Origin of the sequence: Idiomarina sp. PL1-037 (assembly GCF_034422975.1) — a bacterium.
Taxonomy (GTDB): Bacteria; Pseudomonadota; Gammaproteobacteria; order Enterobacterales; family Alteromonadaceae; genus Idiomarina.
Map to the genome: position 1 here is coordinate 2053520 of NZ_CP139873.1, position 13584 is coordinate 2067103.

At 47.6% G+C, this 13584-nt stretch carries 6 protein-coding genes, 3 tRNA genes and 3 rRNA genes; 2 read left to right on the top strand and 10 right to left on the bottom strand.

Annotated elements, in window-relative coordinates:
• Position 1 precedes the first annotated feature (1 nt).
• From deoC to U0358_RS09655, 5 genes are all read right to left on the bottom strand, one after another.
• On the bottom strand, positions 2–748 hold the full coding sequence (gene deoC / locus U0358_RS09635) for a deoxyribose-phosphate aldolase (RefSeq protein ID WP_322406132.1): 747 nt from the start codon (positions 746–748) through the stop codon (positions 2–4).
• 15 nt (positions 749–763) lie between these two features.
• Positions 764–1204, bottom strand: a complete 441-nt coding sequence (gene rimI / locus U0358_RS09640; RefSeq protein WP_322406133.1) for a ribosomal protein S18-alanine N-acetyltransferase — start codon at positions 1202–1204, stop codon at positions 764–766.
• Entirely contained in the window at positions 1191–1511 is a 321-nt protein-coding gene (locus tag U0358_RS09645) for a hypothetical protein (protein WP_322406134.1), read from the bottom strand. Before U0358_RS09645 ends, rimI begins: the two co-directional genes overlap by 14 nt.
• A 67-nt stretch (positions 1512–1578) precedes the next feature.
• Positions 1579–1655: transfer RNA gene (locus U0358_RS09650), tRNA-Trp, on the bottom strand.
• Between the two features lie 95 nt (positions 1656–1750).
• Positions 1751–2608, bottom strand: a complete 858-nt coding sequence (locus U0358_RS09655) for an HDOD domain-containing protein (RefSeq protein WP_317498751.1) — start codon at positions 2606–2608, stop codon at positions 1751–1753.
• An 85-nt stretch (positions 2609–2693) separates the two neighbouring features.
• On the opposite strand from U0358_RS09655, the gene U0358_RS09660 reads away from it, so the two are divergent.
• Together U0358_RS09660 and U0358_RS09665 are read left to right on the top strand one after the other, a co-directional pair.
• The gene (locus tag U0358_RS09660) at positions 2694–4421 is read left to right on the top strand and encodes an autotransporter assembly complex protein TamA (protein ID WP_322406135.1); all 1728 of its coding nucleotides are present in this window, start codon (positions 2694–2696) and stop codon (positions 4419–4421) included.
• Entirely contained in the window at positions 4418–7801 is a 3384-nt protein-coding gene (locus U0358_RS09665; protein ID WP_322406136.1) for a translocation/assembly module TamB domain-containing protein, read from the top strand. Before U0358_RS09660 ends, U0358_RS09665 begins: the two co-directional genes overlap by 4 nt.
• A gap of 212 nt (positions 7802–8013) precedes the next feature.
• Here the strand turns inward: U0358_RS09665 and rrf are convergent.
• The 5 genes from rrf to U0358_RS09690 all read right to left on the bottom strand — a co-directional run bounded on the left by rrf (position 8014) and on the right by U0358_RS09690 (position 13467).
• Positions 8014–8129 (bottom strand): 5S ribosomal RNA (gene rrf, locus U0358_RS09670).
• Between the two features lie 154 nt (positions 8130–8283).
• Positions 8284–11172: ribosomal RNA gene (locus tag U0358_RS09675) — 23S ribosomal RNA — on the bottom strand.
• 223 nt (positions 11173–11395) lie between these two features.
• Positions 11396–11471: transfer RNA gene (locus U0358_RS09680), tRNA-Ala, on the bottom strand.
• Between the two features lie 256 nt (positions 11472–11727).
• Positions 11728–11804, bottom strand: a tRNA-Ile gene (locus U0358_RS09685).
• Positions 11805–11924: 120 nt separating this feature from the next.
• Positions 11925–13467, bottom strand: a 16S ribosomal RNA gene (locus U0358_RS09690).
• The 16S, 23S and 5S rRNA genes sit together here with 2 tRNA genes alongside, the layout of an rRNA operon.
• Between the last annotated feature and the right edge of the window lie 117 nt (positions 13468–13584).

A 13584-nucleotide genomic window follows, 5' to 3' on the forward strand; every position in this document is an offset into this window, starting at 1 on the left:
CTTAAACCTTAACCAATAGGCTTTGGAGATCCTGCAACAGGCTACTGGCTCCGATGCGGAAATTATCAACGGTAACCCAGTCTTCGCCCATAATCCGCTCAGCTAGTTCGATATACTGAACCGCATCATCCAGTGTCCGGATACCGCCTGCGGCTTTAAAACCACAATCTGTTTGACTGGATTTAATGACCCCCAGCATAGCTTCAGCCGCTTTTAAGGTGGCATTTACCGATACTTTGCCAGTTGAGGTTTTAATAAAATCGGCGCCGTTAGCAATAGCCAGTTCACTGGCCAGGACGATTTTGTCGTGCTGCTCCAATTCGCCTGATTCAATAATAACTTTCAATTGAGCTGAATCGCCGCAGATGTCTTTGCATTCCCTAACTAACTCAGCCGGTGTGCTCTCATCACCTTGCAATAAAGCCTGATAAGGCAGAACCACGTCAATCTCGTGTGCGCCAGCCGCTATAGCGCGCTCGGTTTCAGCGGCAGCGCGGGCGACATTGGTACTGCCGTCAGGAAAGTTAGTAACCGTAGCGACTTTGGTATCCAACCCCTGCTCGTTGAGAAACTGGCGAGCCAACGCCACCCATTCAGGAAACACACAAACCGCAGCGACACTTTTTTTATTTATCGAGGCTCGTTGGCATAAGTCTCCAATTACCTTGCGGGTATCATCGTTATTTAACGTGGTTAAATCCATAAAGGACAAAGCCTGTAGTGCCCTTACCTGTTGTGTTGATGGCATAATTACTCCATTTGGTTATTCGCTTTCCCAACGCATAACTAACGCGTCTTCGCGCCCATCGGCGGCTGGATAATAATTGACTCTGCGCCCTACCGTATCAAATCCATTGCGTTCATATAAGCGGATTGCGGCAGCATTGGAAGCACGAACTTCCAGAAACACAACGCAGTGTTTCTTTTCAGCATAGTCTAATAAGTCCTGCATGAGTTTGTAACCAAAGCCCTGTCCCTGAAAGTCAGGATCCACAGCAATGTTGTGCAACGTCAATTCATCGGCAACTAACTGGCTAATAGTAAAACCAATAACCCGTGAGTCGCGTAATAGCCGCCGACAACGATATTGTTCGCCATAACTTTCGCTAAATACAGACCAGGACCAGGGGGTACTATGTGCTTTTTTTTCGACCGAAAATTCAAGCTCACCGGGTCGAAAATCCTCAATGTTAAAGCTTTGCATGTGCCAGTTGCTGCCAGAGGGACTTTTTTGTTTCAACCGGAACGGAACCGTTAAGACTCTCCGTGTAATCGAAACACAAGTCTGGAGTTTTAGAGGGGGCTTTTATAGCAACCGGGCGTTGTCCGAGATACAAGCAAAGGTCATCAAGCCAACCGGGCAGAGAAACAGGCAACTCATTCTGTCCACGTAAATAGAGAGGACCCAGACGATAATAAAATACCGATGCCGGCGCACTTTTCTTTTCCCACACGGGAATACCCATAACTTGTAATGCGGCGCGTTGTTGACTGGTCCATTCTGGGAGCATGACGATTACCGTTGAAAACAGATAAATGCAGTTTACTCAAGCTTGGGAAGGATAGCCAGCTAGAAACTGGCAGGGGCGGAGGGATTCGAACCCCCAACCGTCGGTTTTGGAGACCGCTGTTCTACCAATTGGAACTACGCCCCTAACGCTTGAGCAGAGAATTATACCGACACCCAGTATTCAGACAAGCGATATTTACGGCTTAACCGACCGTTTGCAGATAAATTAAACAATTATGGCTAGGCTTCTATGTCAAAAAGTTCCTCATGAACAATCTCCAGCATCTCATCCACTTTAAACTCATCAATTTGAAAATGCTCAAGTACGCCATCCTGAACATACTGCCATTCTTCTTCTCCGGCCAAACTTCGTGTTCTCAAATCAATTGCGTACCGCGATATTTTTAGTATTCCCAATAAGTCGAGGGTTAAATTGTCGAGTTCGCTGGAATGATTGAAAATTGAACTGTCTTCGAACAAGTAATAAATAACTTCAACAACTATTTTTGGCAACTTCCATTGTTGTGCCAGCAGCGCACCGATAGTGGTATGTGTGGTCTGAAAGCGCTCCTGCTCTTTGGCCTGAACTTGCTGCCACGGAGTGCTTTCTGCAGCATTGAGTAAGTCGGCATAATCATCGAACTCAGCCAGCATCACCGGTATTCCCGAGCTCTGAAAAAGACCCAGCATATAAGCATGATCTCTCAACTCCGGCCGCCCTATGGCTTCAGCGATCATCACACAGGCGCTGGCAACCCACTCGTTATAACGCCAGAACTCGCTGAGATCATAGTCAGATGCCAAAGCCGACTTAAGCGCAACGGCCCGGACAATTGGAAAAACCCGACGAAAACCAAGCGTCATAACGGCCTGCTGAATTGAATCGACTTCTCTCGCTCTGCGATAGGCGGCAGAGTTGACAACCTGCAAAACAGCAGCCGCTATACTCATATCAGCCGAAATAGATTCAGCGATAACGGTAACATCCGGCTCACTTTTTTTGGCTTCACGACTCACAGTTAGCAATGTTTCTGGGCGAGGTGGAATACTCACTTTTTGTAACAACCGTTTTTCTGCTGTCGTAATTTCTATCGCCATAGCGTCTCCGGATTGAACCAATGATTTACATGAAATCTTAAAGCATGCGATTATGTCTTAACTTTTTGTCTGGTATAACACTTCAATGCGTTACTTTCGACTTATTCTTTTCAGTTTTAGCATACTTTTCAGTGAACTGGCTCTCGCTTCAGTTGAAGTTGAGGTCTCCGGCGTTGAGGGAGACGAGTACACCAATGTTATGGCGCTATTGCAAATAGCCCGTCTGGATAAAGACAAGAGTTATGCCGACTACAGAGTTAGATATCTGCACCGACAAGCCACTGCCGATATTAAAAAAGCACTCCGCCCTTATGGATATTATCAGGTTGAAGTGAATGCTCAATTAGAAACCGTTGACGAAGGTTGGTCAGCCGCCTATCAAGTTGAACTGAATGACCCAGTACGAATTGCTAAAAATATGTGGGAAATTCAGGGCGATGCAGCTGAAGATAAGGCGTTTGACAACATAGTAGATAATAGCAATCTCAAGGAAAAACAACGTTTTATTCATAGTAGTTACGAACAAGTTAAGTCCAGGTTACTATCATTAGCGAGTCAACGCGGCTATCACGATGCTCGCTTTATAAAACATAATGTCGAAATTGATATAGCAGAAAACACCGCTGATATAGACGTCCTTTTTGATTCCGGAAAACGCTACCAGTACGGTCAGGTCACTTTTGAACAAGATATACTTGACAATGAATTACTCCATCGTTTTGTTCCTTTTGAACGCGGTGAAGGCTACAGAACCGAGAAACTCAGTCAATTACAAGTGGCATTGGGTGACAGTGGATACTTTTCTCAAGTTCAGGTCAGTCCTGACTGGGGAAGCGCCAAAGAGCACGCAGTACCTATCTCTGTCAGTTCCGAACCTAACTTCAGAAACCAGTACCAATATGGTGTTGGCTACGGTACTGATACCGGGGCACGCATTAGTGCCAGCCTTAACCGCCGCTGGGTAAATACCCAAGGACATCAACTTCGGGGAATAACGCAATTATCTGAAGTAGAAAGCCGAATTGGCGCGAACTACATTATTCCGGGAAAAAACCCACAGTCAGATTACTACCAGATTCGGGCGGAAGCTTTTGATAAAGACAATGAAGGACAAACTAACCGACTCTATCGCTTTGGTGCATCCAGCGTTGTTGCAATGGATAAATGGCGACGCGAGTATGGGTTAAACTGGCAGCGTGATGACTTCGAAATTGGTGAAAGTTCAGGAACCAGTCAGTTTTTAATTCCACAGGCTAGTTGGAACTACATGACAGCCGATGGAAGGTTGAATATCGACAAAGGCTTTCGCTTTGATGTGACTTTAAAAGCAGCAAGTGAAGCACTATTGTCCGATGCCGATATGGCCAGCGTGGAACTTGGCTTTAAAGCGGTTGTCCCTGTTACAGAAAATATACGTTTTCTCGCCAGAGCCGAAGCCGGCGCTACCTATATAGATGATTTTGATCAGCTACCTCCCTCGCTACGCTTCTTCGCTGGGGGAGACAACAGCGTGCGCGGCTACGCTTATGAGCAATTAGGACCAGAAGACGATACAGGAACCATTTTGGGTGGCCGTTATTTGGCTGTTGCCAGCGCGGAAATTGATTATCGATTTAAGGAAAATTGGCGTGTCGCTTTATTCACAGATATTGGTAATGCCATGATTGAACCCAATGAAAAGCTTAAACAAAGTGTTGGATTCGGAATTCGCTGGATTTCTCCAATCGGCTCGGTTCGCCTGGATCTGGCCCAGGCAATAGATGAGCCAGATAAGCCCTGGCGCCTGCACTTTACTTTAGGCCCCGATTTATGAGCATTTATCGTTGGTTGGCCATTACAATTCTTGTTCTGGTTGTTTTAGTTCCTCTACTGGCTGTCAGCCTGGTTGGCAGTGAAGCTGGCAGCCGCTGGATACTAACTCAGGGACAAAAATATCTAGCGGTAGACATCCAGTACAAAGCATTTCATGGAACCCTGCTGAATGAATTTGAGTTTGAAAATTTTCGTTTTGAAAGCGAAACTTTTTCCTATACACCGGACAAGTTAGTCATAAACTGGGCTCCTTTAGCTTTGTTGTCCGGTGTTATCCGAATAGATAATATCGAAAGCCTTGGTGGCGAGATCCGTCTTCGTTCAGCTCAGAGTCCGAGTCAGGATGCTGATTCTGAATCCTCCTCTATTGAGGACATAGAAATTGAGCTGCCTTTAGATGTCAATTTGCGGAACTTGCTGGTTAAGGAAAGCCGTTTTTTTATTTTAGAAAACCCTTCGCAGGAACTAACGATTGACGCATCAGCCAGAGTTAATGCAGATGGCCAGCTTAATATCAGACAGCTTCGTATGGAGCACCAATACCTAACCACCGCGATTTCCGGAAAAACTAAATTATCTTACCCTTTTAAAAGCGAGCTTGAGAATAACACCCATGTGCACTCACCAGACTTCCCTTCTCTTAAAGTAAAAACGGAGATAACTGGCGACATTCGGTCTCTGACGACAAATAGTGAGCTGTCCGAGGGACTTGTGGGTGAAATTACCGCTAAAATCTATAACCCTTTGAAGAAGCTTAGTTGGCAATTTGACAGTAATTGGCAGGAAAATAACCTGACCCAATGGCTGGCAAGTGTCGGAGCCGACCAGGTTGAACTGAGTTTAGGCGGAGATATACGTGGTGAAGGCCGATTAACACAAGCCAATATAGAGCCTGACATAACTGTCACAGTTAACCAACAGACAATGGATATCGACGGAGCCGTTAGCTATCAAGACAACATAATAAACTTCGCACCACTCAATGTGCATTCTAAAGGCGATATCCAGGGACAGTTAACCTTGCAGGGAAACGTTTCTTCACTATCTACGACTCCGGTAATTGATACTTCAGTAAGCTGGGAAGAAATAACCTACGAACCAAACGGTATCAACAGCCACGAAGGCCGGTTACAGGCCAAAGGCGAACTGGATGAACTTGCAATTAATTTAAGCAACAAGCTGTCTGGCCTGCTGGAAGAAAACTTAAAGCTTGTTACTGAAGCTAAACTTAAGCCTGACAGCCTAAGTATCTTAAGTCTGGAACTTACTCATAATGATGAAACTGTCAGTGGCAAGGCCTATATCAATTGGAAAGACAATCTATCTTTAACTACGGATATTTCGGGTGAATATCAACAGCGGACGGTCAATGCAGAAGTGAAACTGCGTTTGTCAGAGCCCTACTTATTTGTTGATCAGTTCAATGCTAACTGGGGAGCGCAGTCGCTTGTAGCTGAAGGGGCGCTCAGCCCCGGCAAAAAACTCGCCTGGCAAGTAACGTCTAAAGATTTAAGCGAACTCTCTGACGTTAAAGGCGAGGTTGTAGCTACCGGTGATATTAGTGGGCAACTAAACCAACCAAAGTTTGAAATAGGCGTTAATAAATTCAACCTGAAGCATCCTGACTACAATGCTATTAGCTTAAACCAACCTATAACAGCAGGTTTTAACTATGAAGACGTCACGTTCAATACTACGCCAGTCTGTCTTACTTACCAGGGGATAGGTAATCCCTTCTGCCTTAAATTAGAACAGCAGGACAAGGTAATAAGTTTCGATGCTAATGCCAGAGAAGTTCCGCTGAACTTACTGCAGGCTCTTGTATTACCCGACGTCGCTTACAAGCTAACGGGAGCCATATCAGCTGAGGTTGCCGGTTCTTTCGATTCTGAAAATATGACGTTGCAGAAGCTTAACGGAGTTATTAACGCTGATAACAGCCAAGTGGTGGCCGGTGAAGAAAAAGTGACTTTAAATCAGCTTAGCTTAACCGCCAAAAACCGTGATAACGAAGGTATCGATATTGGAATGACGGCGGTAGCTGAGGAAATAGATTTTAACCTATCAGGGAAACTTACTATCGAAGAAATAGCTCCTGACAGCCCTCTTTCCGGAAAGGTTTCATTAAATTCTAAAAGTTTAGAGTTGCTGAATTTATTAGCGCCGCAAGTGGATATTGGCGATGGGAGTACACGCGCTGAACTCAATATTGCAGGCTATTTAAATGATCCAAGTGCTTCAGGAACAGTTAACCTTAACGCAGACAGAATCATTGTACTAGCCAGTGGCACATTAATTACTCAGCTAAATGCAAAACTAACGGCAGACGCAAATGTTGGCGAATTTACAGTTAATGCAAACGGAAAAATCGGCGAAGGCGATGTTACTATTGAGGGTGAGCTCAATGCGTTTAAGCGAGCAGGTAACCTAACCATAAATGGTAAAGACCTATTAATTTTAGATACCCCGGATCTTCTCCTTGTTGCATCACCTGATATTTCTCTAAAGCTTGAGAAAGATCTTGTGTTCATTAGGGGCAATTTACATCTACCTAAAGCTCGAATAACGCCAGTGAATTTAGATCAAGCTGCCACGGAGTCGGCTGACGTTACTTTAAAGAATGTACCCAAAACTCCTCCTTTGTTTTCTACTAATACAGATATAACACTAAGTTTAGGAGAACAAGTTCGTGTCGAGGCTTTGGGTTTTGCCGGTAACTTAAAAGGTAAACTACAGATTACACAACAACCCGATTCCGCTGCACGAGGTAACGGCAGCATAGGAGTCGTATCCGGTGATTACGAAATTTACGGACAAAAACTGGCTATTGAACGCGGTGACCTGCTATTTAACGGAGGTCCTTTAGATACCCCATCTCTAAACCTTAAAGTTACACGTAATATTGAAAAAACAGGTATCGACGAGCAACCGCCTGAGAAAATAGGAGCTCGAGTTACCGGTACTATAAGCCGACCTGAATTAAGCCTTTTTTCAACACCGCCTCTTCCCGACAGTACTATCCTCTCGTACCTGTTATTCGGAAAGCCGCCAGGTAGCCAGGGAGATGCAAATAACCTCGAGCTGCAGGCCGCATTATTAGTTGGTGGCCGTAGCGCCAAGTTTCTAACCGAAAGCATAAAAGACACTTTTGATTTAGATGAAGTGTCACTGGATTCTGAAACCAGTGATGTCAATGATACCTCTTTGTATATAGGTAAATACCTCTCTCCTCGTCTGTACGTTAAATATGGAATAGGTTTACTAGAACCAACTTCTACTTTCATATTGCGTTACACACTGTCTGAGAGATTACTTTTTGAATCGACCTCAACCACTGAAGGTCAAGGTGGCGATTTAATATATACTATCGAAACTAAATAACTCCTTTCGCTTTATCGCCAAAAGTCGTTTTTTATTCGCCTGATGCAATTACATGACAGATGAGATAGTCATAAACAACGCGCTCGGGGGGGGGGTATTGAGAGACTTTGTGTAAGGGGCGCGGGCTATTCACAGCAACCCTGAGGGCAGAGCTGGCCGTGGAACAGGCATAAAAAAACCCCAGCCGGTTGGGCTGGGGTTCTCTATTTGTAGTCTGGCGGTGACCTACTCTCGCATGGGGAGACCCCACACTACCATCGGCGCTGGTGTGTTTCACTTCTGAGTTCGGAATGGATTCAGGTGGTGCCACACCGCTATGGCCGCCAGACATAAACTGTCACAACATGTAAAAACTGACTGCTTTTTAAGTAAAAGCCACTCTGTTGAATTCACTATCTCACCTGATGTGAACATCAGGCTACTTATTCGATTCGGTAAAGTCGCTCGCTTGTGCGTAACGTTCCAAACAACTTCGGTGTTGTATGGTTAAGTCTCACGGGCAATTAGTACGGGTTAGCTCAACGCATTACTACGCTTCCACACCCCGCCTATCAACGTTGTAGTCTTCAACAACCCTTCAGAGCACTCTAAGTGCTAGTGACAGCTTATCTCGAGGCTCGCTTCCCGCTTAGATGCTTTCAGCGGTTATCGATTCCGAACGTAGCTACCGGGCAATGCCACTGGCGTGACAACCCGAACACCAGAGGTTCGTCCACTCCGGTCCTCTCGTACTAGGAGCAGCTCCTCTCAACTCTCAAACGCCCACGGCAGATAGGGACCGAACTGTCTCACGACGTTCTAAACCCAGCTCGCGTACCACTTTAAATGGCGAACAGCCATACCCTTGGGACCGACTTCAGCCCCAGGATGTGATGAGCCGACATCGAGGTGCCAAACACCGCCGTCGATATGAACTCTTGGGCGGTATCAGCCTGTTATCCCCGGAGTACCTTTTATCCGTTGAGCGATGGCCCTTCCATTCAGAACCACCGGATCACTATGACCTACTTTCGTATCTGCTCGACGTGTCTGTCTCGCAGTTAAGCTGGCTTCTGCCATTGCACTAACCGTACGATGTCCGACCGTACTTAGCCAACCTTCGTGCTCCTCCGTTACTCTTTGGGAGGAGACCGCCCCAGTCAAACTACCCACCAGGCACTGTCCACAACCCCGATAAGGGGCCAATGTTAGAACATCAAACATACAAGGGTGGTATTTCAAGGATGGCTCCACACCAACTGGCGCCAGTGCTTCAAAGCCTCCCACCTATCCTACACATGTAGGTTCAATGTTCAGTGCCAAGCTGTAGTAAAGGTTCACGGGGTCTTTCCGTCTAGCCGCGGGTACACAGCATCTTCACTGCGATTTCAATTTCACTGAGTCTCGGGTGGAGACAGCGTGGCCATGGTTACACCATTCGTGCAGGTCGGAACTTACCCGACAAGGAATTTCGCTACCTTAGGACCGTTATAGTTACGGCCGCCGTTTACCGGGGCTTCGATCAAGAGCTTCGTCCGAAAACTAACCCCATCAATTAACCTTCCGGCACCGGGCAGGTGTCACACCGTATACGTCCACTTTCGTGTTAGCACAGTGCTGTGTTTTTAATAAACAGTCCCAGCCACCTGGTCACTGCGGCCACCAGCAGCTCTTGACGCGAAGTCAATTACCGCCAGTGGCGTACCTTCTCCCGAAGTTACGGTACTATTTTGCCTAGTTCCTTCACCCGAGTTCTCTCAAGCGCCTTAGTATTCTCTACCTGACCACCTGTGTCGGTTTGGGGTACGGTCAATGTTCATCTGAAGCTTAGAGGCTTTTCCCGGAAGCATGGCATCAATAACTTCGCACCCTTGGGTGCTCGTCTCGTGTCTCGGCCTTAAGGGTCCGGATTTACCTAAACCCTCAGCCTACGCACTTTCACCGGGACTACCAACGCCCGGCTCACCTAGCCTTCTCCGTCCCCCCATCGCAATGAACATCGGTACAGGAATATTGACCTGTTTTCCATCGACTACGCGTTTCCGCCTCGCCTTAGGGGCCGACTTACCCTACCCTGATTAGCATGGGATAGGAAACCTTGGTCTTCTGGCGTGGGAGTTTTTCACTCCCATTATCGTTACTCATGTCAGCATTCGCACTTCTGATATGTCCAGCAGTCCTCTCGAACCACCTTCGCCCACTTACAGAACGCTCCCCTACCCCGCATGATAAATCATGCAGCCGCAGCTTCGGTGTATGGCTTAGCCCCGTTACATCTTCCGCGCAGGCCGACTCGACTAGTGAGCTATTACGCTTTCTTTAAAGGATGGCTGCTTCTAAGCCAACCTCCTAGCTGTCTCTGCCTTCCCACATCGTTTCCCACTGAGCCATAACTTCGGGACCTTAGCTGGCGGTCTGGGTTGTTTCCCTCTTCACGACGGACGTTAGCACCCGCCGTGTGTCTCCCGGATAGTACTCATTGGTATTCGGAGTTTGCATGGGGTTGGTAAGTCGGGATGACCCCCTAGCCCAAACAGTGCTCTACCCCCAATGGTATTCGTCCGAGGCTCTACCTAAATAGATTTCGGGGAGAACCAGCTATCTCCGGGCTTGATTAGCCTTTCACTCCTAGCCACAAGTCATCCCCTCATTTTTCAACATAAGTGGGTTCGGTCCTCCAATTGATGTTACTCAATCTTCAACCTGCTCATGGTTAGATCGCCCGGTTTCGGGTCTATACCCTGCAACTCAACGCCCAGTTAAGACTCGGTTTCCCTACGGCTTCCCTATACGGTTAACCTTGCTACAGAATATAAGTCGCTGACCCATTATACAAAAGGTACGCAGTCACGGAACAAGTCCGCTCCTACTGCTTGTACGTACACGGTTTCAGGTTCTGTTTCACTCCCCTCGCCGGGGTTCTTTTCGCCTTTCCCTCACGGTACTGGTTCACTATCGGTCAGTTGGGAGTATTTAGCCTTGGAGGATGGTCCCCCCATATTCAGTCAGGATATCACGTGTCCCGACCTACTCGATTTCACTTATCATGCACCTTCACATACCGGGCTCTCACCGTCTGTGGCTCCGCTTCCCATCGGATTCTGTTAGCACAAGTTAAGCTTAAGGGCTGCTTCCCGTTCGCTCGCCGCTACTGGGGAAATCTCGGTTGATTTCTTTTCCTCCGGGTACTTAGATGTTTCAGTTCTCCGGGTTCGCTTCCTGGCACCTATTGATTCAGTGCCGGATACTCTGTAAACAGAGTGGGTTTCCCCATTCGGAAATCCATGACTCAAGTGCCTCTTACTGGCTTATCATGGCTTATCGCAAGTTAGTACGTCCTTCATCGCCTCCAACTGCCTAGGCATCCACCGTGTACGCTTAGTCACTTAACCATACAACCCGAAGGTGTCTGGCATACGTGACCAAGATTGTTTGTTCTCGCTGTACACAAGTTCGATACGCCTCTACCAAATCAGTTTGTTCAAGTAGAGTGGCATTTCTTACTTTTAATATTACAATCAGCTTTTCATGTTGTTAAAGAGCACGTAACGCTTAGTTACCGGTAAATATTCTTGTTTAAGAACACTTAACGCTAACGGTTACTAAGAGAAGAAGTGGTGGAGCCAAGCGGGATCGAACCGCTGACCTCCTGCGTGCAAGGCAGGCGCTCTCCCAGCTGAGCTATGGCCCCGAATGCTTGCCTGAAGTTTCGATAGCGGCGTTGCGCGATTCGCTCAATCAGTCACATACCATCGAGGTATGCTCCTTCAATCACTCAACGTGCGCCTTGCTCTCGAAGCTTCATGCTGCGCGTGCTGACATCGGGGAAACCCTCTTTTCAGCATCACCGCAACCCTGACAAGGGAATTTGAAGGAGGGCAAGGCGAGAGGGTGTGAAGCATACATCAGTATGCGAATACCCGAACAACGCAGCCATCGTTCAAATTTGGTGGGTCTGGGCAGACTTGAACTGCCGACCTCACCCTTATCAGGGGTGCGCTCTAACCAGCTGAGCTACAGACCCAGTTTCTTCTCTATTTATATCAAGCCTGCAAACTGTGTGGACACTTACTCACACGGATGTGAGGTATACAAAAAAATGCAGGACGCAATTTTTTGTTTACACAAAAGATAAGCATAGTTGTAAGGAGGTGATCCAGCCGCAGGTTCCCCTACGGCTACCTTGTTACGACTTCACCCCAGTCATGAACCACACCGTGGTGATCGTTCTCCCGAAGGTTAAACTAACCACTTCTGGTGCAGCCCACTCCCATGGTGTGACGGGCGGTGTGTACAAGGCCCGGGAACGTATTCACCGTGGCATTCTGATCCACGATTACTAGCGATTCCGACTTCATGGAGTCGAGTTGCAGACTCCAATCCGGACTACGACGCACTTTATGAGATTCGCTAACCATCGCTGGCTTGCTGCCCTTTGTATGCGCCATTGTAGCACGTGTGTAGCCCATCCCGTAAGGGCCATGATGACTTGACGTCGTCCCCACCTTCCTCCGGTTTATCACCGGCAGTCTCCCCAGAGTTCCCACCATTACGTGCTGGCAACTAAGGATAAGGGTTGCGCTCGTTGCGGGACTTAACCCAACATCTCACAACACGAGCTGACGACAGCCATGCAGCACCTGTCTCAGTGTTCCCGAAGGCACTAATCCATCTCTGGAAAATTCACTGGATGTCAAGGGATGGTAAGGTTCTTCGCGTTGCATCGAATTAAACCACATGCTCCACCGCTTGTGCGGGCCCCCGTCAATTCATTTGAGTTTTAACCTTGCGGCCGTACTCCCCAGGCGGTCAACTTAGTGCGTTAGCTGCGTTACTCACGTCTTAATGACACGAACAACTAGTTGACATCGTTTACGGCGTGGACTACCAGGGTATCTAATCCTGTTTGCTCCCCACGCTTTCGTACCTCAGCGTCAGTCTCTGACCAGGTGGCCGCCTTCGCCACCGGTATTCCTTCCAATATCTACGCATTTCACCGCTACACTGGAAATTCTACCACCCTCTTCAGGACTCTAGCATGCCAGTTCAAAATGCAATTCCCAGGTTGAGCCCGGGGCTTTCACATCTTGCTTAACACGCCGCCTACGTACGCTTTACGCCCAGTAATTCCGATTAACGCTTGCACCCTCCGTATTACCGCGGCTGCTGGCACGGAGTTAGCCGGTGCTTCTTCTGCGACTAACGTCAATGTGCTGTGCTATTAACACAACACCCTTCCTCGTCGCTGAAAGTGCTTTACAACCCGAAGGCCTTCTTCACACACGCGGCATGGCTGCATCAGGGTTTCCCCCATTGTGCAATATTCCCCACTGCTGCCTCCCGTAGGAGTCTGGGCCGTGTCTCAGTCCCAGTGTGGCTGATCATCCTCTCAGAACAGCTAGGGATCGTTGCCTTGGTGAGCCTTTACCCCACCAACTAGCTAATCCCGCTTGGGCTCATCTTTAGGTGTGAGGCCCGAAGGTCCCCCACTTTGGTCCGTAGACATTATGCGGTATTAGCCACAGTTTCCCGTGGTTGTCCCCCGCCTAAAGGCAAATTCCCAAGTATTACTCACCCGTCCGCCGCTCGTCAGCAGAGAAGCAAGCTTCTCTCTGTTACCGCTCGACTTGCATGTGTTAGGCCTGCCGCCAGCGTTCAATCTGAGCCATGATCAAACTCTTCAATTAAAAGTAGTTCAATCAACTCAATGAATTACGCGTTTTTGCTTAGCTTCATTAATGAAACCTTGCTGAACACTCATTCAAAAGTTGCAATACAAATATTTCTGTTTGCTTAACTTCTGC

Bases quoted from the DNA above. Each gene is read 5' to 3' on its own strand.
- deoC (WP_322406132.1), bottom strand. From the start codon at position 748: ATGCCATCAACACAACAGGTAAGGGCACTACAGGCTTTGTCCTTTATG.
- rimI (WP_322406133.1), bottom strand. From the start codon at position 1,204: ATGCAAAGCTTTAACATTGAGGATTTTCGACCCGGTGAGCTTGAATTT.
- U0358_RS09645 (WP_322406134.1), bottom strand. From the start codon at position 1,511: ATGCTCCCAGAATGGACCAGTCAACAACGCGCCGCATTACAAGTTATG.
- U0358_RS09655 (WP_317498751.1), bottom strand. From the start codon at position 2,608: ATGGCGATAGAAATTACGACAGCAGAAAAACGGTTGTTACAAAAAGTG.
- U0358_RS09660 (WP_322406135.1), top strand. From the start codon at position 2,694: ATGCGTTACTTTCGACTTATTCTTTTCAGTTTTAGCATACTTTTCAGT.
- U0358_RS09665 (WP_322406136.1), top strand. From the start codon at position 4,418: ATGAGCATTTATCGTTGGTTGGCCATTACAATTCTTGTTCTGGTTGTT.